The following is a 20,199-nucleotide window of genomic DNA, read 5'->3' as shown; positions in this document are numbered from 1 at the left end:
AAAAGTGAGGGGCTACTTCTCGTTTTTCATGTATTTTATGTATATGGTTTCGTTTGACTTCCAGAATGGTAACTTTATCATTCGTATCTGTATTGTAGCTTCTTGCTTTTCAAATATCACTGTTTTTGTAACATCTTCTGGAAGCCAAAATTGGACGTATATAACTTCCTTGGGCAAATCCTCTTTTGAAACTTTGTACTCAAACTTATCTTTTCCCTTAATGTTCTTGTCTCCATATTTGATGAGATACTCCGTTCCTTGAGGAAATATTATCTCAAGCTTAAAGCTATCAACGTAGGGATTTATTTTCATTCCGAACAACCCCGCACCATCTTTTGTAATAAATGTGACGCTCTGATTCTTGATGTAAAATACTTCTTCATAATCTACACTGGCTGCTGGAAGTTGTGCTGTTTTGAGGGCATATGCCAGTAATACTATTGTTATAACCCCCAGTGCTAGGAGAGTCTTGTTCATTATCCCCCCTCCTATACGTTATTGTTTCCAGAGAGTTAATTAACATTTGTGCTAGGTTCTTGTTATTAGAGTCCTGTGGAATTATCTATGAAAACCGTCTTAACACCAAACTTCTCTCTCAAGAGAGGCATTAGTGCCTTAACACCTAAAGTTTCTGTTGCATAATGTCCAGCTGCGAGAACACTCAGCCTTAAGTCTTCAGCCGTTCTATAGTTTCCATGAGTGAACTCGCCTGTTATGAACAAATCAACATTCTTTCTCACAGCTTCTTCAATTGCAAATCCTCCAGCTCCGCTTATGACCCCGACCCTCTTAATTTCTTTCCTTCCGAACTCATAGCTCTTCACATAGTCAATTTTCAGCTTTTCCACTAAAATTTGAGCTATCAGCGGGAGAGGCTTTGGTTCTTCAAATTCGCCGATAAATCCGATTGTAACGCCTCCATAGTCTCCGAAAGGCTCTTTGGGCTCTAAATCAAGGAGCTTTAAAAGTTGGGCGTTGTTTCCAACTTCTGGGTGAGCATCTAAGGGAACATGGGCAACGTAGAGGTTTATGTCGTTCTCGAGGAGGAACTTGAGCCTCTTTTGAATGAGCCCCGTTATATAATCAACTCCGCCCCAGACTATGCCGTGGTGGACTATTATCATGTCAGCCTTGAATGTCTTTGCTTTCACAAAAGTATCTAAGCATGCATCAACGGCAAAGGCTATTGTGTTAACTTCGCTCTTCCCTTCAACTTGGAGGCCGTTTTTCGATTTGTCTGGGAAGGCTTTTATGTTCAAATATTCATCGAGGAAGTTTACAATCTCGTCTCTGCTCGCCATTTTTATTCACCAGCCGAATTATTCACTAAGTGAATATAAACTGACAACCTTTTTAAGCTAACCCGCTTTCCTTAAACCAAAGGGTGAGACTTTAGAGGTGTATGGATGATGGATGCTTATAGAAAAGCCTGCGAGGAAATCGCTCAGATGATAATTTCGGGTGAGATTAAAAGCAGAGAGGAATTAAACAAGGTTAAGGTTAGAGTTGCGAGAAAATATCATTTGAGCAAGCTTCCCGGTAACGCTGACATCTTGAGAGTTATGAGTAAAGAGGATAGGGAGAAGTTCAAAGACTTCCTTAAGAAGAAGCCTACGAGGACAATAAGCGGTGTTGCAGTTGTTGCAATGATGACAAAGCCTTTTCCATGTCCTCACGGGAGGTGCATCTATTGTCCTGGAGGCCCTACTGAAGGTTCGCCGCAGAGCTACACTGGAAAAGAACCATCAGCTTTGAGAGCAATTCAAAGTGCTTATCACCCTTACATAATCATGCTCCGCCGTTTAAAGCAGCTCTATGACATAGGACATGACATTGACAAGGTTGAAGTGATTATTCAAGGCGGAACATTTCCAGCAATGGACTTGGATTATCAAGAATGGTTCATAAAAAATGCATTTAAGGCAATGAACGACTTTCCTTACTTTAAGGATGTAGAGAACCTTGAAGAAAAGCTGATTAGAGTTCTGATTAAAAAAGACTACTCGGTATTTGATGAAGATCCCAAGTTTAAAGCCGCTTGGGAGAGAACTCATAAGAAAAAGTACTACTACCTCGAAGACGAGCAGAGAAAGAATGAGAAGGCAAAGGTCAGAATGGTCGGCTTGACTATTGAAACTCGTCCTGATTGGTCTTTTGAGAGACACATTGATAGAATGCTTGCCTTTGGTACTACAAGAGTAGAGCTTGGTGTCCAAACTGTTTTCAACTTCATATATGAGAGAGTTAAGAGAGGGCATACCGTTGAAGACGTTGTTAGAGCGACTCAGCTTTTGAAGGATGCTGGACTTAAAATAAACTACCATATGATGCCCGGTTTGCCGGGAAGCAACTTTGAGAGGGATTTAAAGGCCTTCCAGATAATCTTTGAAGATTCTCGCTTTAAACCAGATATGTTGAAGATTTATCCGACGCTTGTAACGGAGGATACAATCCTGTACAAGTGGTACAAAGAAGGTAAATATAGGCCATACACTACTGAAGAAGCAGTTGAGCTCCTTGTTGAGGTTTACAAGATAATTCCAAAGTGGGTTCGCGTTATGAGGATTCAGAGAGACATTCCTGTTCCTCTAATTGCTGCTGGGGTTAAGCACTCCAACTTAGGACAGCTCGTCTTCAACGAGCTCATCAAGAGAGGCATAAGGCCAAGAGAAATTAGATTCAGAGAGGTTGGTCATGTGATGCAGAAGTTTGGAATTCAGCCAGAAGTTGAGCATATAAAGCTTTTGAGAGAGGACTATGAAGCAAGCGAGGGCAGAGAAATTTTCCTCAGCTTTGAGGATGTTAAGAATGACATTCTCATAGGCTTCCTTAGGTTGAGGATTCCAAGCGAAAAAGCCCACCGTAAAGAAATCAACAGAGTACCATCAGCAATTGTTAGAGAGCTTCACGTTTACGGCCCACTGGTGCCAATTGGAGGCAAACCTAAATACGAGTGGCAACACAGAGGATATGGAATGGAGCTTTTGGCAGAGGCGGAGAGAATAGCGAGAGAGGAGTTTGATGTCAAGAAGATGCTTGTCATCAGCGGCGTTGGAGTTAGGGAATATTACAGAAAGTTCGGTTATAGAAAAGACGGTCCTTATGTGAGCAAGCGCCTGGATAAAAGCTATGCTGACTTTGGAAAGAGCAAAGAGTTTGATGCACATTTGAATACCTGAGGTGAGTCAATGAGATTTAAACCCAAACCTCTCAAAAGTGATGTTAAATTTGAGTGCAAATTCTGTATAGATTGCTGCCGTGGGAGGTTTATCTACCTCACACTTTACGACATAAAACGTATAGCAGAGCATAGCCATGATCCTCAAGACTTCGTTCTCTTCACAGCTGAAAACGGAAAAATTAGGTTTGTCTTGGCTTACAGAGAGTGGGATTTGGGCTGTGTATTTCATGACCCAGAGACGGGCAAATGCAAAATCCATGACTACAATCCCCTAGTTTGTCAGATTTATCCTTTTATGGTTTCTCACAAACCTCTGGGCGTTGAAGGGGAAGAGCCTTTTGAATATAAAGGGGAAAAGCTCTGGCTGTATTATGATGAAAGCTGTCCCGGAATAGGGGAAGGAAAAGAAATCATCACAAGAGAAGAGATAGCCGAGCTCGGTTTGAAATTCAAGGAGGAGTTTGATAAGGCTGATTTGGATGGCTTTATGGATATTTTAAAGTAGTTTTTCCATAATCACGGCTCTTTCATTGTATCCTCTCCTTTTATACCAGTCTAGTGCTGGGTTATTAATCTCTACACGCAAGACTATTTTTCTTGCATCATTTTCTTTTGCAAACTCTTCAGCCTTTTTGAGCAGTGCTGAACCAATTCCAATGCCCTTAGTTTTCACTTCGATGTCGTAGATATAGGCAATTTTTACATAGTCAACTGTATCAATTGTAATGCATACCCACACATGCCCGAGGTATCTTCCTTTTTCATCCACCGCAGCGAAGAACTTGTGCTTCCCTTCGGAAAATAGTTTGTTAATAACGGCTGAATATGCCTCAACATATTCTCTTTCTGTGAGGTCGAATTGTAGGAATTCTCTACTAACTTGCATATCATATTCAAGGATCTCATCAAGGTATTGCTCTCCATCAACTATCTTAAACTCCATAAAGAGCTTCCTCCCGTGAGATTCTAATCCATCTCTCATCTTTGAGATAGACGTACCCTTTCGTGTACTTTTCAAAAATTGTGTAGATTGCTTCTCTAAATTCCTCCGGAATGTTATCAAAATGGGAATTTCTGTCATCAAAATGGAGCATCTCAACATGCCAGTGAGGTTTTCCTTCAATTGGAAAGTTTGGGTTTTTCTGTTTTATTAAATAGAGAGAATGCTCAAGCTCATCCTTGTCAAGCCTTATCTTGCCCTCTTTTATCCTCTCAGGTAATGTATCAACATGTTTGGGTTTGTATTTTATTAAAGTTGGATCTATCCCATTTGCTAGGAGGAATGTTAGAATTCCATTGCATTTAAAGCACGTTCCGCAGGGCACATATTCTCCATTTTCCTTGTGAACTGAATGGCAGCTGCGTTGGAGTCTAAATAAAGTTGGATAGCGAGTATAAAGTATCCTCTCAACGATTAATCCGCTCAAAGGTCTGACGACTGACCATTGTCTCACTTTTAATCCTCTCTCCTCAAACCACCTTGTCATGTATTTGTCAAAATATTGGCTCTGGTCAAAGACTGCATAGAAGTGGGAAATTCCATGAAATTCATAGCTGAGTCCTCTTGGGTCATCATATTCATTTCCGAGGAGAATGTTTCCGATGTTATACTTGTATATTAGAGGCAAGAATGAGAAAACATAATGTTCAAAAAAGAACAATCTTATTGGATAAACTTCTGCTTTTGGTTTGCGAATGTTTTTTAATATCCTCATGCTGCTTTCGATGAAATTATAGAGCCTGTCAACGTTGCTCCAAACCTTCCTTGTATTTGGTTCATTATTGATGAACCATTTATAAGCAGTCAGCGCAACCTTCCAGTGTCCTCCTGACTCATTAAAAAAGAATGGATAAACTTCACAGCCTATTTCTTTCATTAAACCGTATGTAAGCAGGCTTTCTTTGCCCCCACTTAACATTACTGCGCACTTTTTATAATCGGGTTCAAATTTTATATCTTCGTGTATCACTTCTTCTGCCTTTATCTGTGCCATCGGCTCTGCCATTTTTGGTGTAATCTCTTTCGGAATGAATTCCTCTTTAACAAAGCCTGTTTTCTTTGCTATCCTGTTAACAAATATATCTCTTGCAGTTATTTCCATCATGTCTCTAAAGAATTGTATGTCTCTCTCATCGAGGGGGAAATCAAAATATATGAGCGGTGTGAAGAGCCCATAGTTGATTGCCGGTGTTATTGTCATCAGCTTAGCGAATAAATCTATTTTTGGTATTCTTTCTGGATAGTGGTGTATTAGCTTAAATTTCTTTTCCTCTCCATCTATCGAAATAATGTAGAAAGCAGAGATCCTTCTTGATTCTATCTTAGGCTTTTCGATAATAATGTAATCAAAGCACTTGAGGCTGAACACTTTCTTCCACTCCAATGGAAACTTTTATTTTCTCTGCATCTTCAATAATTGCTTTTGCTATGTCTTCAACACCTTCATAAAGCGGTACTCTGGTCATTATTCCATACTGAATCTCTATTTCTCTTGCTTTTTTCAGAGCTTCCTCCTTTGTCATTTTTTCCGAATTTATCGTTATTGCTATTGGCTTTTTTCCAGAGAGAAGCTCTATGAGCTGGATATACCTTTCAAGTGGTGGAATTTCATACTGAGGAAAGTCATCGAAGTGTTTCCTCATAGGTGCATGCTGGAGGATTATGTAATCAGGCCTCCCTGCAGCTATAAGCTCAAAACCTCCTGGATATGCGGGATGAAGAAGGGAGCCTTCGCCATGTGTAACTATGACATCTGGATTTTCTTCCTTCCATGCCCGCCATATGATATCTTCTATTGCGCCAGCAACAAAATCGTTGATTATGGAGTCCATAACTATGCAGTATTTAGCTCCCTGCATCCAGCCGGTTTGTCCCATTGCAACGAAGACACTTTTCTTTCCAAGTCTCTCAAATGCTTCATGGAGCATTATTGCAGTTGTCCTTTTTCCTATTGCTCCATCAGTTCCGAGGACAGCAACTTTAATTGAGGTAACTTCGTTAATTTTTCCAGTGAATGGAATTTTCATGTCCTGATATAGCTTCCTCACATCAATTAGTTCGACTTTATAGCGCTTTGCAAGACGAGAAAATTCTGGATCATCACTTAAGAAGTTATGGAGGCCATTGACAATGTTAATGCCCCGTTTAATAGCTTTCTTTATTATGTCACGATACACCTTGGGCAGGTATCCTCCGGGGGTAGCGACTCCAATTATTAGGTATTTGACATCTGGATTCTCAGAGATTGCTTCTTCAAAGCTTCCATATATTGGAATTCCCCGTGGAATACCATCCAAAACTTCACCTGCATCTTTCCCAGAGAGTGTTGAGTCTATAACACCAACAATACGGAACCTTTTGGAGTACCTAACCAGACCATGTGCAGTCTTCCCATCTGTTGTGTTATATCTACCTTCAGCCAGTATTAGGGTTTTTTCCATCGTTAAACCCTCCAGTTAAGATAAGCACAAAATTTTGCCATCTACACCAAACTTTTTCACAAATTTCACTAAACCCGTCAAGACTAAAGCAGATGCGGGAAGAGCTTTAATGTTCTCAAGCTTATACAAAATTTCAGCATGATCATCTGAAAATTCAAATATGTAACCGTTAGAATCATGTATCGCTTTGAGCGCATTTTTATCCTTGTGGGTTCCAGTAGGATTCATGAACTTGAACTTGGGGTATATTTTTGATATTCCCACGTACTGTTCCAATTTTCTGGCTCTTATGAGTGGTGTCTCACTATCGGAGCTTTCTTTGTCCTCCATATCTCCCACCAAATCTCTCAATTCTAATATTAATAAGGTTATATTGCTCTAATCTTGGTTTACTATAGCCTGATTCTTTAAGATTTGGAGTTGTCCAATTTACGGTAAGTTATGGGTATATAAACCTTTCTCCTAGGTGAGGCTTTTATTTTGTGTTAACTTTGTTAATCTACCCTAAAATTTTTAGTTCTCGGCTGAGAATCAACATTATCTAGCAAAAAGTTTATAAACCCAAGTTTTACCAATATTGATGCCCCTCGGGGGCGGGAGGTGTCTCAAATGCAACCTCCAAAGAGACAGAAAAAAGTTGAGGAATACGAAGAGGAGCCAATTATAGAAGAAGAATTTGAGGAAGAAGAATTTGAAGAGGAAAGCTGGGAAGAAGACGAGGACTTTGAAGAAGAAAGTTGGGATGAGTCCGAAGATTGGGATATTGATGAAGAAGATGAAGACTGGTAGCTTTTCTCTTTCTCCTCTTTTTATGTTCTCATTTTTTCTTTGATATTGGGGTGTTTTTCATGAAGCGTTCAATGAAGAGGGAAAGAGCAACATTGAAGAGCCTTGAAAAGGCTGCTCAAATGAGGAAGAGACCTAACAACTCAAAGTGGTTCTATTCTTTTGTGCCTTTTAAGATATCAACTGGTGGTACAGCTCCTTTGATTCCTCTCCTAACGTTAGCTGTTGGAGGTGGCCCTTCCGAGGTTGGTGTAGTTACCGCTGTTGGAAGTAGCTTTTCAATGCTTGGAGGACTGTTTTGGGGAAAACTATCTGATAAGTTAAATAGGAGAAAAGTTTTCCTTATCATAGGATTTTTGGGTTCAGCATTGATGACATTTGTCTTTGTATTAAACAGGTCCGTGCCTCAGGTGATTTTAACGAATGCTATCTATTCATTTTTCATTGCATCCACAATTCCAATACCAATCCTAATAATAACTAAGAGCTTTCGATTTGAGGATTGGGATTATGCTATAGGGAAGTTCAATGAAATTTGTGGATGGGCTTGGGTTATAGGATTAATGATTGGTTTTGTGCTCTCACAATTCTTGAGCATTAGGGAGATATTTATAGTGCTTGGTGTGATTGGTCTTATCTCTGTTCCTTGGGGAATTAAGGTGATTAGAGAGGTTCCCTTACACATTGATAGAAAGATTCTTGGCGTGTATTTTGGATATGTTATTGAGAAGTTTAGATACCTTCCAAATATGATTATTCACATGCCTCACTTTTCATGTGGGAAATTCAAAATATTTTATCTTTCAACTTTTTTGTTCTGGATTGGTGGAATGTTGTATTTTACTCAGTTTCCGGTTCTTCTAAAAGATAGGGGTTATACAGCTTCAGTGGTATACTTAATGAGCGTGGGTAATTCAGCAATCTCAGCTTACATGTATACAAGGGTTGGGATGGAGCTGAAGACAAAAAGTTGTATATCGGTGCTTAGAAATGCCCTGATGTTTAGGATCGCTGGGTTTGTGATTTTGCTCTTTGCATTGAAACTTAGTGGGATAAAGTTCTTACTTTTGGCTTTTATCTCCTACTTTTTAGCTGGTTACACGTGGGCATATATAGGGATATCAACAACATTGGTAATCTCTAAGAATGCTCCGGAAAAAGAGAGAGGAACACTGATTGGAACATACAACTTGATAAGCTCTCTTGGAGCAATTATAGGGAACTTGGCAAGTGGTATTTTAGTAGAGCTCTTTGGTTTTGAGACAAACTTTTCTCTGTCAATTCTCTTACTTGGAGTTTCAGTGATAACGCTGAGGTATAGTGGACTATGAGGGTTTATGCTCATGGCTTCGTGTTATTAGGATTAAGTCAATTTTAGCGAAAGTTTTATCCTCTCTAGGAGTATTCCATAGAAAGTGTAGAGGAATAAGAACAAGAGGTGATGGAATTTGGAAAATGTGGATATAGATATGCTACAAGACATTTATTTATGAAACTATGTGAAGCTATTAAAGAGAGGGCTTTAGAGGCTAAAAAGAAAAAGATGAAGCTGAAAAATGCAAAGACAAAGATATGGGAGGATATATGTATGCATTAGGAAGACTAATGGCTTTTAATGAGGTAATATCAATAATTCAGCAAACAGCAGAATCTCTCGAACTCGGAATGAATTTGAAAGATTTGAAACTCAACGATATAGGCCCGGATAAGGATTTAATTTAGCAGCTTAAGAGTGGAAAAGAATCAAAAACTTGACAAATAATCTCGGCGATACTTATAGTCTATTACCAAATTACATGCTGAAGGCTTATAACCTCCGCTTTTGAAATTCATATTAGGTGTTGGGATGGAGCTTAGATATCGAAGAGTTTCCTCATGGGAGTTTGACTTAATTTTGAGAGAAGCAGAAAAATATGGCGAACTTAGGCACAGCTTTTTTGCAGTTGTTGAAGGCAAATTCAGAGATGTTTATGCTGTAAACGAGGAAGTTTGGAGAGAGATTGAAAATCTAAAGCTCAAGCCCTATTCCTTTGGAACTTTTGTTGGAACAATAAAGGTTGATGAAAATTTGGTGGAGAAATTCTATCCAAACATTGAGTTCTTCTACTTCGTTGATATCAAAAAGAACTATGCAATCTTGAAGCCAAAGGCTGCTTTCCTTTTCACAACGGGCAAAGATGTTCCAAAAAGGGGCATTAAAGAATACAAATGGGAAGGTACAAAAAAGCTTGTTCTCTTCGATGAGAATGGAGTGATTTTGGGAATTGGCAGAATTCAACCAAATAGTGAGAGGAGCTTTATTAAAAACATTACAGATGTTGGGGAGTTTATACGGCGGCACAAAAAAGCGTAACTTTTATATACCTCTACGTTTATAGTATATTTTGGTAATTAAAATCAGAGCTTTTTCTGATTATGTTAAAATAACCTAATTTTGATGATGGGGGTGGTGGAGATGGTTAAGCGCGTTAAGACGGGAATTCCGGGAATGGATGAAATACTTCATGGGGGTATACCAGAGAGGAACGTCGTTTTACTAAGCGGTGGGCCAGGAACTGGTAAGACAATTTTCAGTCAGCAGTTCTTATGGAACGGTCTTCAAATGGGTGAGCCTGGCATATATGTTGCTTTGGAAGAACATCCAGTCCAAGTGAGGCAGAACATGGCTCAATTTGGCTGGGATGTGAAAAAATATGAAGAAGAGGGATTATTCGCAATGATTGATGCCTTTACGGCTGGAATTGGAAAGTCAAAAGAATATGAAAAGTATATTGTCCACGACTTGACAGACCTTAGAGAGTTCATTGATGTTTTGAGACAAGCAATTAGAGACATTGGAGCAAAGAGAGTTGTTGTTGACTCAGTCACAACTCTCTACATAAACAAGCCAGCCATGGCGAGAAGTATAATCTTACAGCTCAAGAGAGTTTTAGCCGGAACAGGATGTACATCAATCTTTGTGAGCCAGATCAGTGTTGGTGAGAGAGGATTCGGTGGACCTGGAGTTGAGCACGGTGTTGATGGCATCATAAGGCTTGACCTTGATGAGATTGATGGTGAGCTCAAGCGTTCATTAATCGTCTGGAAGATGAGAGGAACATCACACTCAATGAGGAGGCATCCATTTGACATTACTGACAAAGGAATAATTGTCTACCATGACAAAGTATTGAAGAGAGGTAGAGTTTTAGAGATGTGAAGTGTAGGAGGTGAGAGATATGGCAATTGAGGTCCCACTCAACCCAATTGGAAGACAAGAGATTCATCAGCTTGAGAGCATTCTCTTATTTGCAACACTTTTCAGACCAGAGGTAATTGAGCTTATCAAAGACCCAGCCGAAAGATTGACGTGGGTTGACAGCTTAGCAGTTGCTGCTGGTGCTATTGCGAGAGAAAAGGCTGGAATGACAGTTAGCGAGATTGCAAGGGAATTAGGAAGGACTGAGCAAACAATAAGAAAGCACCTCAAGGGCGAGAGCAAAGCTGGACAATTAGTTAGAGAGACTTATGAATTAATCAAGCAAGGAAAGCTCGACGAGCTCATTAAGACAATTGAAATGATCGAGAAAGGTGGACTGAAAGAAGTAATCGCTAAGGAAGAATACGAAAAATTAATGCACGAGTATGAGAAGCTCAAGTTTGAGTACGAGAAGCTTAAAGAAGAGCTTGAGAAGATGAAGCAGACAGTGGAGCTTGAGAGCTTAGAGAAAGCTAGGGAAGAGATTGAAAAATTAAGGAGAGAGCTTGAGGAGACAAAAGCAGAGCTTGAAAAAGTTAAGAGGGAGAAGAAAGAGCTAGAAAAGGAGCTGAGCGAGGCAAAGGTTAAGCTCATGGAACTTCAGGCGAAGAAATTTGACGAGACCAAAATCAAGGAGCTTGAAGAGAAGCTTAAGGCTAAGGAGGAGGAAGTAGAAAAGCTGGAAAAGATAGTCAAGGAGCTGACAGCAGCAAAAGAGGAGCTTGAGAAGAAGCTTGAGGAATTAAGCAAAGAGAACGAAGAGCTGAGAAAGAGAATTGAGGAGCTTGAGTCATACAAGATCAAGTTCGAAGAGCTCAAAGAAAAGATTGAAAGACTAAAGGAAGAAATTGAAAAGCTCTTAGAATGATTATTATTTCTTATTTTTCCTGTCGAGTTTTTCTTCCCATGTCAGAATCATGTGTGTAAATGTGTTGTCCTCTTCTTCAATGCCTCTTTTGACTTCTGAAACGTGAGCGTATTCTGCTCCGATTGCATCAAGGATGTAATCAACTGCCTTTTCTGGGTCGGCTTTTTCTCCACAAGTGTAAACGTCTATAGCAGCATAGCCCTTCTCGGGCCATGTGTGGATTGAGATGTGTGATTCTGCAACGATAACCATACCACTGACGCCTGTTGGGGAGAATTTGAAAAAGTAGCTTGCTTTAACTTCCATATCTCCCGCTTCTGCAGCTTTGAGAAAGATCTCTCTTATCTTGTTAGCATCTCTCAGAATCTCGGGATCACAGCCTGAAGCTTCGACTACATAATGGTATCCTATGGTGTCCATGATCCTCACCACCATACCTTTTGCACTTCACCTTTTAAAGTTGAGTGCTCGAAGGCAAACTTAAATACCACATACTTTTAAAATACTTTCGCCGAAATAATGGAAAAGAGTTTAATCGAACACCTTTAAAATTGTTCAGAGGTGAAAGGAATGATCAAAGACAAACTTAAAAAGCTCACAGAAATTGAAACTAAAAAAATGATAATTTATCCCTTGGCAGTTTTCTTTGTGTCACTCTTAATTCTGGCAGTTCACTTCCCCCAGCTTGGAATTGACCTCAGGGGTGGAGTGGTTGTAACTGCCTATGGTGTAGATGCAAACTCGGATGAGATTGCTAAATATCTCGCTCAACAGCTTAATATAGATGTTAGAGTTGAGAAATTCACTGGAATTGGGAAAGAAAGCAGTGGAATAAATGTTTATGCACCGGCAGATGCTGATCCTGAAAAAATAAGGGAAGTCCTTAAGCAACGCTTCCCGGATGCAAAGTATGCGATATCAGAAGTTCGGCCCACTTTTGGAGCAATGGCAAGAGAGCAAGGAATAAAAGCAATAAGCCTAGCATTCCTTGGAATGGCAGTTGTCGTCTTTCTGTTCTTCAGAGTTCCAGTTCCGTCATTCACAGTCATATTCTCAGCGTTCTCAGACATGGTGATAGCTCTAGCCCTAATGAGCATCTTCGGCATCGAGTTAAGCCAAGCGACAATTGCAGCTCTGTTAATGCTTATAGGTTACTCAGTTGACAGCAACATTCTTTTGACTACAAAGCTCCTTAAAAGAAAAGAAGATACCATTGAAGAGGCCTATTTCTCTGCAGTATCAACTGGTTTTACAATGAGCACTACAACTTTGGGAGCTTTAGCTTCACTCTGGCTGTTCTCAACAGCTAAGGTTATTGATGAAATTGCAATAGTTTTAATCTTTGGTTTGCTGGCGGATTTCATGAACACATGGATTTTGAACGCTGGTGTCTTGAGATGGTTCATAGCAAAGAAAGAGGAGAGGGAGAAAAGTAAAGCTCCTAAAAAAGCGCCCACAACATCAAAAACTCCTAAGAAGAGAAAGGGGGGTAGGAAATGAACTGGAAAAAGCTTCTCTTTAATTGGAGAGTCTTACTGCTCACTGTCTTTATAATCGGCTCAATTGCGTCATTGCTCATTTACGGCTTAACTTTTGGTCTTGACATAAGTGGAGGAACCGCTATCACCGTTAAGCTTGAGCATCCTGTTGATCAAAATACAATGGAACAGGTGAAAGTTTCTCTGGAAAAGAGACTGAATCAGCTTGGTGTAAAAGATATTAAAGTTGAGCCTTGGGGGGACCAATACATAATTGTTAAAGTCGCTGGTGTTACGGAAGAAGAAGCAAGAAGCGTGAAAGAGACCATTGAGAGACAAGGTGTATTTTATGCAGAATTTGAAGGGGTAATTTTTGCAACTGGTGAGGATATTGTCCAAGTATTTCCAATTCAGATAGAACCAAAGGGCACATATTATGAATGGTCTGTTCCATTTAGAATCTCAAAACAAGCGGCAGAGAAGTTTGCTCAGTTAGCTAAAGACAAAGCAGGCTACCCTGTTGACATGTTCCTCGACCCACCTGTGAATTCTCTCTTCGTAGTTCCTCAAGAGGGTTATAATCTAATGATTACTGACTTCAAAGGGGAAGCTCCAGATGCAATGCCCTTAACTGAGAGAATTAAGAAAGCGTTCAACATTGACACAATTGCATATACAAATCAAAGCGTTGACGAGATAGCGAATCTCGCTAAGGACAAGGAGCTTGTTGTTCTAGTTGGTGTTGGTAAAAACCTCAAAGAGCAGCTTGAAGCAAAAGGGATAAAAGTTAGATACATTGAGCCACAGCAAGGTGAAGACTTGAGGAGCTTAATAACGAGGGCATTGGGGTTATACGGTCCCTACAGCCTTGGTGAAGGTTTGGCTCGAGGCATTCCACAGACCGATGTAAGAATAACCGGAACTGCGCCAAACCAATACATTGCTCAGCAAGATGCTCAAGTTATAGCTGTCGTTTTAAGCAGCGGGTCACTACCCGTTAAGGTTTACGTTGAAGGTTCTCAATATATTTCGCCAGAGCTGGGAGAGAACTTCAAGAAGCAGGTCTTAATAGCTGGAATAGCGGCTTTAATAGTTGTTGGATTAGTAATTTATGCTCACTACAGAAAGCTTAAGATTGCAATCCCAGTAGTCTCAACGAGCTTAAGTGAAGTCATAATAATCCTCGGAATTGCTGCCCTAATTAAGTGGAACTTAGATTTACCAAGTATTGCGGGAATCATAGCAGCAATAGGTACTGGTGTTGACCAACAGATAGTTATCACCGATGAGCTATTAGGAAGGAGAGGGAGAGAGAAGATTACGAAAAGGAGCGGCATACTTAAGAGAATGGGAAGAGCATTCTTTGTTATCTTAGCCTCTGCAACGACAACAATTGTGGCAATGAGTTTCCTCTTCAAGTTCTTCGTTGGCGGCTTAAGAGGCTTTGCATTCACAACAATACTCGGTGTCTTAATTGGAATTACAATAACGAGACCGGCTTATGCTGAGATAGCAAAATTCCTCATAGGAGAGAAGAGGTGATTTGATGTTTGTTGTGATAATGGGGGCAGGCAGGGTTGGATATTTAGTTGCAAAAATGCTTGAAGCGAATGGGGACGATGTTACAATAATTGAAATGAACAAGGAGAGAGCCAAGGAGCTCTCTCTTTTAATTAATGGTCTCGTCATTGAAGGTGATGCAACTGACCAAAAAACTCTTGAAGAGGCGAATATAAAGCAGGCTGATGCGTTTGCGGCCTTAACTGGAAGGGACGATGCAAATCTCCTTGCTTGTATTTTAGCAAAGCATTTGAATCCAAAAGTTACTACAATCTTGAGAGTCAGCAATCCAAAGAATAAAGAGGTCTTTGAGAGGGTTGAAGACCTCAAGAGATACTTTGACTTCGTTATAAGTCCAGAGGAGATAGCAGCGAACTATATTTTCAGGAGCATAGTTACTCCAGGCTTCAACAGGGTCATATTCCCAAAAGAAGGGGCGGAAATTGTTCAATTCCAAATTGACGAGAACAGTGAAGTTGCTGAAAAAGTTGTGAAGGACCTTGGTCTTCCAAAAGATGCCCTCATAGTTGCAATTTACGATGAGAAAGGCAATCTAATTATTCCATCTGGTGACACTAAACTTCCAAAGAAAGGACAAATTGTTATATTTGCTAAGAATAATGTCCTTAAAGAAATCAAATCTCTTCTCGAAAGGAAAAAGAGTGAAGAATAATTCTTTTTTCCTTTCTTTTTTCGACATTATGTCATATTATACGAGCATAAACTATTTAAACCAATTAGACTAGCCAAAGATGAACCTCATTTTCACCCATCATCGGGAGATGATGCTCATGGAGGAAGTAATTAAGCAAATCGTTGAAGCTGAAAAGGAAGCAGAGGAGAGGATTGAAAAAGCAAAGGAAGAGGCAAAGCTCATTGTTCAAAAAGCAAAGGAAGAGGCAAGAGAGCTTGAGAGTAAAATAATTGCTGAGGCTGAAGAGAAAGCAAGAATGATAATTGAGGATAAGAAGAAAGAAGGTGAAATTGAAGCTAACAAGCTCATTGAGGAAGGGAATAAAGAGCTTGAAGAGCTTAAAGTGAGAGCAACTGAAAACTTTGAGAAAGCTATTGATGAGGGCATAAAACTCATAAGAGGGGGCTGAAATGTTTAAGCCCGAAGAGATGGTTAAAATTGAACTTATAAGCATTAATAGATATAAGGATAAGCTTTTGACGTACCTTCATGAAGAAGGTGTAGTCGAAATAAGGGAGCTTGATGTTAAAATAGCTCAAAAAGATGTTCCCAATGAGTTTTATCGAAAAGCAACTTCTTACAGCATAAGCATTTCCCGTTTGGTCGATTTTCTCAAAGGATATAGGGAGGAGAAAAAAGGCGGCATTAAGGAGTTCTTCTTCCCGCCGATGATATCAAAGAGGAAATACAAGTACAGGAGCATTGAAGACCTTGTGAAAGAAGTTGAAAAGTTTTTAGAGGAAGTTGAGCCTCAAATCAAGCAAGTTGAGGGCAAGATAAGCTCGATTAACACCGAGATAGAGAGGATAAAGAACAACATAGCTGTTCTTGAGCTTTTATCCGCTTTGAACATTGATGTCTCATATCTGAGACCTACCGAAAAGATTGAGATCGTTGTTGGCTTTGTTGACAGAGATAAATATACCCATCTTGTAGAGGAATTAACAAAAACTCTTGAAGGCAAAGTTGCTTATGTTTCAAAGGAGTTTAAGGCTAGGTATTTGGTTGTGTTTGCTATCCTCAAGAAAGATTATGACAAGGCAAATCCAGTGTTGGCTAAGTATGCTTTTGAACGCATAGAGGTTCCAGAAGGGAAGGGTACTCCAGGAGAAGTCATAAGGGAATACAAGCATCAGTTAGTTGAAAAGGAGAAAGAGTTGGCAGAAGCAGAGAAAGAAGCAAAAGAGCTTGCGAGAAAGTATTATGACGACATAGTTTTCTATCAGGAGCTAATGGAAAACGAGAGAGACAAAGCAAACATTCTTAGTCATCTCGCCAGAACCAACATGACCTTTGCTCTACTTGGCTGGCTTCCAAGAAGAGATGTTCCAAGGGTTGTGGAAGGCATAAAGAGAGTTACAGAAGGTAAAGTCTACATCAACATCAAGGAGCCAACTAAAGAAGAGCTTGACGACATTCCAATCAAACTTAGGAATCCAAAGCTTATAGCGCCTTTTGAGATGCTCACAGAGATGTTTGGAGTTCCGAAGTACAATGAAATTGACCCAACACCGATTTTAGCCTTTACATATTCATTCTTCTTCGGCTTCATGCTCACGGACTTCATGTACGGTCTGCTGATAGGAATAATAGCCGCGTTGTTGGTCAAAGGCCACAAGCATCTCCAAGATGGAACCTGGAAATTTGCAAATATCTTGCTTTGGAGTTCCTTCTTCACTATGCTCATGGGAATATTCTTTGGCAGCTACTTTGGAAATGCTCTTGACCTTGCAGGGTTCCATGTGTGGAGGAAACTTGATGCAATGAGAGATGCATTAATGGTCCTTGAAATTTCTTTAGCAATAGGTCTCATGCACTTGTTCATAGGATACACAGTGGGCTTCATAGTCAAAATCAAAAACGGTGAAATAAAAGATGCAGTACTCGATCAACTCACTTGGATGTTTATAATCCTTGGTACAGCATTATTTGCACTTTCCTTGGCAGGAATGGTTCCATTAATTGCAGCTGAAGCATTATTTGGCATTGGGCTAGTCCTATTTGTCCTCAGTGAGCTTAGAAACGGAGCTTTGGCAATATTAATGATAATCTCTGACTTCTTCGGCTTTGTCGGAAACTGGCTCAGCTATGCAAGATTAATGGCACTAGCTCTGGCAACGTCGGGAATTGCCATGGTCATCAACATAATTGTTCAGATGATATGGGGTCTGAAGATAGGCCCAGTTCCTCTTGGCATTGCTGTTGGTTTGATTGTCTTCATTGGAGGACAGATATTCTCAACGGCAATAAATGCCTTGGGAGCTTTCGTTCACGCTCTCCGTTTGCACTATGTTGAATTTTTCGGAACATTTTACTCTGGAGAAGGCAAAAGGTTTGAGCCTTTCAAATCAAGAAGGGAAGTTTCGGAACTCGAAATTTGAGGTAGGAGGTGTTGAAAAATGGATCCAATAGTTTATGTTGCTTTGGGAATGGCATTGGCAGCAGGTATAGCTGGTGCAGCATCATCATTTGGTGTCGGTATAGCTGGTGCTGCTGCAGCTGGTGCAGTTGCAGAGGATGAAAAGAACTTCAAAAATGCTTTGATACTTGAAGGTCTTCCAATGACACAGAGCATTTACGGTTTGATTACACTGTTCCTCATAGCACTAGTCTCAGGAATACTTGGTGGAAGCTTCAAATTTGCCGCGGCAACTCAGGAAAACATCATTAAGAGCGCAATTCTCTTAGGAGCTGGTCTTACAGTTGGTCTCACAGGTCTTTCAGCTATCCCGCAGGGTATCATAGCCTCAGCAGGTATTGGTGCAGTTGCAAAGAACCCCAAGACTTTCACACAGGGTATCATCTTTGCCGCTATGGCTGAGACAATGGCAATCTTCGGTCTTGTTGGTGCTTTGATATTGATAGTTACAGGAGTGGGCTTCTGAGCCCCTTAACTTTCCTTTAGGGAGGCAGAGCAATGGAAGGAGCAAAGCTGATCATCGAGGAGATAAACAGAGAGGCAGAGCAGAAGATAAGGTATATTCTAAGCGAAGCAGAGAAGCAAGCTGAGGAAATTAAAGCAGAAGCAGAAAAAAGAGCTAGAGCTAAAGCAGAGTGGATTTTGAGAAAAGCACAAACACAAGCTGAAATAGAAAAGCAGAGGATTGTAGCAAATGCTAAGCTCGAAATTAGAAAGAAAAGGCTGGCTCTTCAAGAGGAGTTGATAAACGAAGTTCTTAAGAGCCTCAAAGAGAGACTGGCAGCTCTTCCAAAGGATGAGTACTTTGAGGTTGTCAAGGACCTAATGCTTCAGGCTGTTAAGGAACTCGGCGAAGATAAGATTAGAGTTAGCTCAAACGAGGCAACTTTGCAGTTAATAGCTGAGAAAATCGACGAGATTAAGACATTTTTGAATGAGAAGACAGGTAGAGAGATGAGCATTGAACTTGGAGACAAAATTGAAACCATCGGTGGAGTTTTGGTTGAGAATGCTGATAGGACAATCAGAGTTGACAACACATTTGAGGCTAGAATTGAGCGTTTAGAAAGTGAGCTTAGGTCAAGAATTGCTAAAGTGCTCTTTGGGTGATGGAAAGTGGAAATTAGCACAATAACTGGCATCTTAGACACAACCCTTGCAGTGGTTTTCACATGGATAGCTTACAAGACAGGCTCGATTGTCTATAAATACACTCCATATTCCTACCCAAATGCAAGGATTAGGGCTATGGAAGCCAGGCTTTTTACTGAGCAGAGATTTAATGAGCTTGCGGAATCAAAAACCCTAAACAATTTTGTAATGAACCTTGAAGATAGCGACTATAAGCCCTATTTGGGTAAGCTCTCGGTATATACTGTTGAAACAATTGATAGAGCATTTGATGAGGCCCTTGCAGATACTTACAATTTAATGTTTAAGATTTTGCCTAAAAGAGTTAATCCCTTCTTTAGGCTTCTCCTTGAAGAGTGGGACATTAGGAATATAGCCGCTGTTGTTAAGGCCAAGCTCTATGGTGAGGTTGCAAGGGATTACATAGCAGAGCTTGGAACCATGGTTGAGAGAATTAAAGCAATGGCTGAAGCTAAAACCATGGAGGAAATTCTTGTCATCCTTGAGGGAACGGAATATGAGGAAGTTTATCAGAGACTCCTCCTTAAAGAAATTACTGTCGAAGAGTTTGAAACAGAGCTTTACAAAATGCATTATGCAAAGCTGCTGAGATATGCACAGTCAAGAAAAGATGAAGAGAGAAAAATCCTTGAGGAATTCGTTAAGCTCAAAATTGACAAGATAAACCTGATGACAATTTTGAGAGCAAAGCTCCATGGTTTGGGCGCTGATAAAATAAGGCCTTTCCTAATCCCGGGAGGCAGCTTAAACCAAAGAACCCTGGATACTCTAATGCACGTTGAAGACCTTAGCATGGCATTGGCTGAGCTTGATTCAACGAAATACAATGAAGTTCTCAGGGAGGTAAGGGAAGGCCTTGAAAGCGGCGATTTGGACGCATTTAACAAAGCATTTGAGAGATACATAAAGAGGAAAATCAACGAGTTGACAAGATTCTACCCATTAAGCGTTGCAATTCCGCTAAACTACATCCTCGCAAAGGAGAGCGAAATAAGAAAGCTCAAGGCAATAGCGAAGCTTATTGAAGACAGAATCAAGCCAGAGAGCATAAAAGCTATTGTAGGTGAACTGCCATGAAGATAGTTTTAATGGGTGATAGAGACACTGCATTGGGCTTTAAGCTTGCTGGAGTCCATGAAGTTTATTCTTTTGAAGAAACTCCACTAGAAAATGAAAGAGCAAAGAATAAGTTAAAAGAGCTTATAGAGAGGGAAGATGTTGGTATAATATTAATCACTGAGCGCTTAGCTCAGAGAATTGGGATTCCTGATGTGACGTTTCCAATCATCCTTCAAATTCCCGATAAGTTTGGTTCAGTCTTTGGTGAAGAACAGCTGAGGGAAATTGTAAGAAAAGCAATTGGTGTTGAGCTAAAGAGGTGA

General features: G+C 40.2%; 25 protein-coding genes. 18 read left to right on the top strand and 7 right to left on the bottom strand.

Annotated features, from left to right (window positions below):
• Positions 1–12 precede the first annotated feature (12 nt).
• Both E3E24_RS01255 and E3E24_RS01250 read right to left on the bottom strand, forming a co-directional pair.
• Positions 13–477, bottom strand: coding sequence for a hypothetical protein (locus tag E3E24_RS01255; RefSeq protein ID WP_167886288.1), 465 nt, complete (start codon positions 475–477; stop codon positions 13–15).
• Positions 478–542: 65 nt separating this feature from the next.
• Positions 543–1,301: a Nif3-like dinuclear metal center hexameric protein gene (locus E3E24_RS01250; protein WP_167886287.1), complete on the bottom strand. Its 759-nt coding sequence runs from the start codon at positions 1,299–1,301 to the stop codon at positions 543–545.
• A gap of 105 nt (positions 1,302–1,406) precedes the next feature.
• Between E3E24_RS01250 and E3E24_RS01245 the strand changes: the two genes are divergently transcribed.
• Together E3E24_RS01245 and E3E24_RS01240 are read left to right on the top strand one after the other, a co-directional pair.
• A complete protein-coding gene (locus tag E3E24_RS01245; RefSeq protein WP_167886286.1) occupies positions 1,407–3,179 on the top strand; it encodes a tRNA uridine(34) 5-carboxymethylaminomethyl modification radical SAM/GNAT enzyme Elp3 in 1,773 nt (590 codons plus the stop codon).
• A 9-nt stretch (positions 3,180–3,188) separates the two neighbouring features.
• Complete coding sequence (locus E3E24_RS01240) at positions 3,189–3,686, top strand: YkgJ family cysteine cluster protein (RefSeq protein WP_167886285.1); 498 nt, start codon at positions 3,189–3,191, stop codon at positions 3,684–3,686.
• Here E3E24_RS01240 and E3E24_RS01235 read toward each other — a convergent pair.
• The 4 genes from E3E24_RS01235 to E3E24_RS12750 are packed head-to-tail and all read right to left on the bottom strand — an operon-like array spanning position 3,678 to position 6,961.
• Positions 3,678–4,124: an N-acetyltransferase gene (locus tag E3E24_RS01235; RefSeq protein WP_167886284.1), complete on the bottom strand. Its 447-nt coding sequence runs from the start codon at positions 4,122–4,124 to the stop codon at positions 3,678–3,680. The genes E3E24_RS01240 and E3E24_RS01235 overlap by 9 nt on opposite strands.
• The gene (locus tag E3E24_RS01230) at positions 4,114–5,550 is read right to left on the bottom strand and encodes a hypothetical protein (protein ID WP_167886283.1); all 1,437 of its coding nucleotides are present in this window, start codon (positions 5,548–5,550) and stop codon (positions 4,114–4,116) included. Before E3E24_RS01230 ends, E3E24_RS01235 begins: the two co-directional genes overlap by 11 nt.
• The gene (locus E3E24_RS01225) at positions 5,528–6,622 is read right to left on the bottom strand and encodes a DUF1611 domain-containing protein (protein WP_167886282.1); all 1,095 of its coding nucleotides are present in this window, start codon (positions 6,620–6,622) and stop codon (positions 5,528–5,530) included. The genes E3E24_RS01230 and E3E24_RS01225 overlap by 23 nt, the downstream gene beginning before the upstream one ends.
• A 15-nt stretch (positions 6,623–6,637) precedes the next feature.
• Positions 6,638–6,961, bottom strand: a complete 324-nt coding sequence (locus E3E24_RS12750; RefSeq protein ID WP_240912168.1) for a hypothetical protein — start codon at positions 6,959–6,961, stop codon at positions 6,638–6,640.
• 270 nt (positions 6,962–7,231) lie between these two features.
• Between E3E24_RS12750 and E3E24_RS01215 the strand changes: the two genes are divergently transcribed.
• From E3E24_RS01215 to E3E24_RS01190, 7 genes are all read left to right on the top strand, one after another.
• Entirely contained in the window at positions 7,232–7,411 is a 180-nt protein-coding gene (locus E3E24_RS01215; RefSeq protein WP_167886281.1) for a hypothetical protein, read from the top strand.
• A 59-nt stretch (positions 7,412–7,470) separates the two neighbouring features.
• Positions 7,471–8,739 carry an MFS transporter gene (locus E3E24_RS01210; RefSeq protein WP_167886280.1) on the top strand — a complete coding sequence of 423 codons (1,269 nt, stop codon included), beginning with the start codon at positions 7,471–7,473 and terminating at the stop codon, positions 8,737–8,739.
• Between the two features lie 110 nt (positions 8,740–8,849).
• Positions 8,850–9,005, top strand: a complete 156-nt coding sequence (locus E3E24_RS01205) for a hypothetical protein (protein ID WP_167886279.1) — start codon at positions 8,850–8,852, stop codon at positions 9,003–9,005.
• The gene (locus E3E24_RS12630) at positions 8,993–9,130 is read left to right on the top strand and encodes a hypothetical protein (protein ID WP_167886077.1); all 138 of its coding nucleotides are present in this window, start codon (positions 8,993–8,995) and stop codon (positions 9,128–9,130) included. The genes E3E24_RS01205 and E3E24_RS12630 overlap by 13 nt, the downstream gene beginning before the upstream one ends.
• 124 nt (positions 9,131–9,254) lie before the next feature.
• On the top strand, positions 9,255–9,761 hold the full coding sequence (locus E3E24_RS01200) for a PUA domain-containing protein (protein ID WP_167886278.1): 507 nt from the start codon (positions 9,255–9,257) through the stop codon (positions 9,759–9,761).
• A 102-nt stretch (positions 9,762–9,863) separates the two neighbouring features.
• On the top strand, positions 9,864–10,607 hold the full coding sequence (locus tag E3E24_RS01195; protein ID WP_167886277.1) for a KaiC domain-containing protein: 744 nt from the start codon (positions 9,864–9,866) through the stop codon (positions 10,605–10,607).
• A 19-nt stretch (positions 10,608–10,626) separates the two neighbouring features.
• Positions 10,627–11,514 (top strand): transcriptional regulator, encoded by an 888-nt coding sequence (locus E3E24_RS01190; protein WP_167886276.1) that lies wholly within the window; start codon positions 10,627–10,629, stop codon positions 11,512–11,514.
• A 3-nt stretch (positions 11,515–11,517) separates the two neighbouring features.
• Here the strand turns inward: E3E24_RS01190 and speD are convergent, their stop codons facing one another.
• Positions 11,518–11,934: an adenosylmethionine decarboxylase gene (speD, locus tag E3E24_RS01185; RefSeq protein WP_167886275.1), complete on the bottom strand. Its 417-nt coding sequence runs from the start codon at positions 11,932–11,934 to the stop codon at positions 11,518–11,520.
• A gap of 141 nt (positions 11,935–12,075) precedes the next feature.
• On the opposite strand from speD, the gene E3E24_RS01180 reads away from it, so the two are divergent.
• The 9 genes from E3E24_RS01180 to E3E24_RS01140 all read left to right on the top strand — a co-directional run bounded on the left by E3E24_RS01180 (position 12,076) and on the right by E3E24_RS01140 (position 20,199).
• Positions 12,076–13,014, top strand: a complete 939-nt coding sequence (locus E3E24_RS01180) for a protein translocase subunit SecF (RefSeq protein WP_346766021.1) — start codon at positions 12,076–12,078, stop codon at positions 13,012–13,014.
• Positions 13,011–14,534: a preprotein translocase subunit SecD gene (locus tag E3E24_RS01175; RefSeq protein WP_167886273.1), complete on the top strand. Its 1,524-nt coding sequence runs from the start codon at positions 13,011–13,013 to the stop codon at positions 14,532–14,534. The genes E3E24_RS01180 and E3E24_RS01175 overlap by 4 nt, the downstream gene beginning before the upstream one ends.
• A 4-nt stretch (positions 14,535–14,538) precedes the next feature.
• Positions 14,539–15,225 (top strand): TrkA family potassium uptake protein, encoded by a 687-nt coding sequence (locus E3E24_RS01170; RefSeq protein ID WP_167886272.1) that lies wholly within the window; start codon positions 14,539–14,541, stop codon positions 15,223–15,225.
• A gap of 118 nt (positions 15,226–15,343) precedes the next feature.
• A complete protein-coding gene (locus E3E24_RS01165) occupies positions 15,344–15,655 on the top strand; it encodes a V-type ATP synthase subunit H (protein ID WP_167886271.1) in 312 nt (103 codons plus the stop codon).
• A 1-nt stretch (position 15,656) separates the two neighbouring features.
• Complete coding sequence (locus tag E3E24_RS01160) at positions 15,657–17,627, top strand: V-type ATP synthase subunit I (RefSeq protein ID WP_167886270.1); 1,971 nt, start codon at positions 15,657–15,659, stop codon at positions 17,625–17,627.
• Positions 17,628–17,645: 18 nt separating this feature from the next.
• On the top strand, positions 17,646–18,131 hold the full coding sequence (locus tag E3E24_RS01155; RefSeq protein ID WP_042682046.1) for an ATP synthase subunit K: 486 nt from the start codon (positions 17,646–17,648) through the stop codon (positions 18,129–18,131).
• A gap of 32 nt (positions 18,132–18,163) precedes the next feature.
• On the top strand, positions 18,164–18,775 hold the full coding sequence (locus tag E3E24_RS01150; RefSeq protein ID WP_167886269.1) for a V-type ATP synthase subunit E: 612 nt from the start codon (positions 18,164–18,166) through the stop codon (positions 18,773–18,775).
• Positions 18,776–18,781: 6 nt separating this feature from the next.
• A complete protein-coding gene (locus E3E24_RS01145; RefSeq protein ID WP_167886268.1) occupies positions 18,782–19,894 on the top strand; it encodes a V-type ATP synthase subunit C in 1,113 nt (370 codons plus the stop codon).
• Positions 19,891–20,199, top strand: a complete 309-nt coding sequence (locus E3E24_RS01140; RefSeq protein ID WP_167886267.1) for a V-type ATP synthase subunit F — start codon at positions 19,891–19,893, stop codon at positions 20,197–20,199. The genes E3E24_RS01145 and E3E24_RS01140 overlap by 4 nt, the downstream gene beginning before the upstream one ends.

Source organism: Thermococcus sp. LS2 (assembly GCF_012027375.1).
GTDB lineage: Archaea > Methanobacteriota_B > Thermococci > Thermococcales > Thermococcaceae > Thermococcus_B.
The sequence above is the reverse complement of the archived record's forward strand: the minus strand, read 5'-3'. Positions and strand labels throughout refer to the sequence as shown.

Coding starts and splice junctions, on each gene's coding strand:
- E3E24_RS01255 (WP_167886288.1), bottom strand. CDS start 477: ATGAACAAGACTCTCCTAGCACTGGGGGTTATAACAATAGTATTACTG.
- E3E24_RS01250 (WP_167886287.1), bottom strand. CDS start 1,301: ATGGCGAGCAGAGACGAGATTGTAAACTTCCTCGATGAATATTTGAAC.
- E3E24_RS01245 (WP_167886286.1), top strand. CDS start 1,407: ATGATGGATGCTTATAGAAAAGCCTGCGAGGAAATCGCTCAGATGATA.
- E3E24_RS01240 (WP_167886285.1), top strand. CDS start 3,189: ATGAGATTTAAACCCAAACCTCTCAAAAGTGATGTTAAATTTGAGTGC.
- E3E24_RS01235 (WP_167886284.1), bottom strand. CDS start 4,124: ATGGAGTTTAAGATAGTTGATGGAGAGCAATACCTTGATGAGATCCTT.
- E3E24_RS01225 (WP_167886282.1), bottom strand. CDS start 6,622: ATGGAAAAAACCCTAATACTGGCTGAAGGTAGATATAACACAACAGAT.
- E3E24_RS01215 (WP_167886281.1), top strand. CDS start 7,232: ATGCAACCTCCAAAGAGACAGAAAAAAGTTGAGGAATACGAAGAGGAG.
- E3E24_RS01210 (WP_167886280.1), top strand. CDS start 7,471: ATGAAGCGTTCAATGAAGAGGGAAAGAGCAACATTGAAGAGCCTTGAA.
- E3E24_RS01205 (WP_167886279.1), top strand. CDS start 8,850: ATGGAATTTGGAAAATGTGGATATAGATATGCTACAAGACATTTATTT.
- E3E24_RS12630 (WP_167886077.1), top strand. CDS start 8,993: ATGTATGCATTAGGAAGACTAATGGCTTTTAATGAGGTAATATCAATA.
- E3E24_RS01200 (WP_167886278.1), top strand. CDS start 9,255: ATGGAGCTTAGATATCGAAGAGTTTCCTCATGGGAGTTTGACTTAATT.
- E3E24_RS01195 (WP_167886277.1), top strand. CDS start 9,864: ATGGTTAAGCGCGTTAAGACGGGAATTCCGGGAATGGATGAAATACTT.
- E3E24_RS01190 (WP_167886276.1), top strand. CDS start 10,627: ATGGCAATTGAGGTCCCACTCAACCCAATTGGAAGACAAGAGATTCAT.
- speD (WP_167886275.1), bottom strand. CDS start 11,934: ATGGACACCATAGGATACCATTATGTAGTCGAAGCTTCAGGCTGTGAT.
- E3E24_RS01175 (WP_167886273.1), top strand. CDS start 13,011: ATGAACTGGAAAAAGCTTCTCTTTAATTGGAGAGTCTTACTGCTCACT.
- E3E24_RS01170 (WP_167886272.1), top strand. CDS start 14,539: ATGTTTGTTGTGATAATGGGGGCAGGCAGGGTTGGATATTTAGTTGCA.
- E3E24_RS01165 (WP_167886271.1), top strand. CDS start 15,344: ATGGAGGAAGTAATTAAGCAAATCGTTGAAGCTGAAAAGGAAGCAGAG.
- E3E24_RS01160 (WP_167886270.1), top strand. CDS start 15,657: ATGTTTAAGCCCGAAGAGATGGTTAAAATTGAACTTATAAGCATTAAT.
- E3E24_RS01155 (WP_042682046.1), top strand. CDS start 17,646: ATGGATCCAATAGTTTATGTTGCTTTGGGAATGGCATTGGCAGCAGGT.
- E3E24_RS01150 (WP_167886269.1), top strand. CDS start 18,164: ATGGAAGGAGCAAAGCTGATCATCGAGGAGATAAACAGAGAGGCAGAG.
- E3E24_RS01140 (WP_167886267.1), top strand. CDS start 19,891: ATGAAGATAGTTTTAATGGGTGATAGAGACACTGCATTGGGCTTTAAG.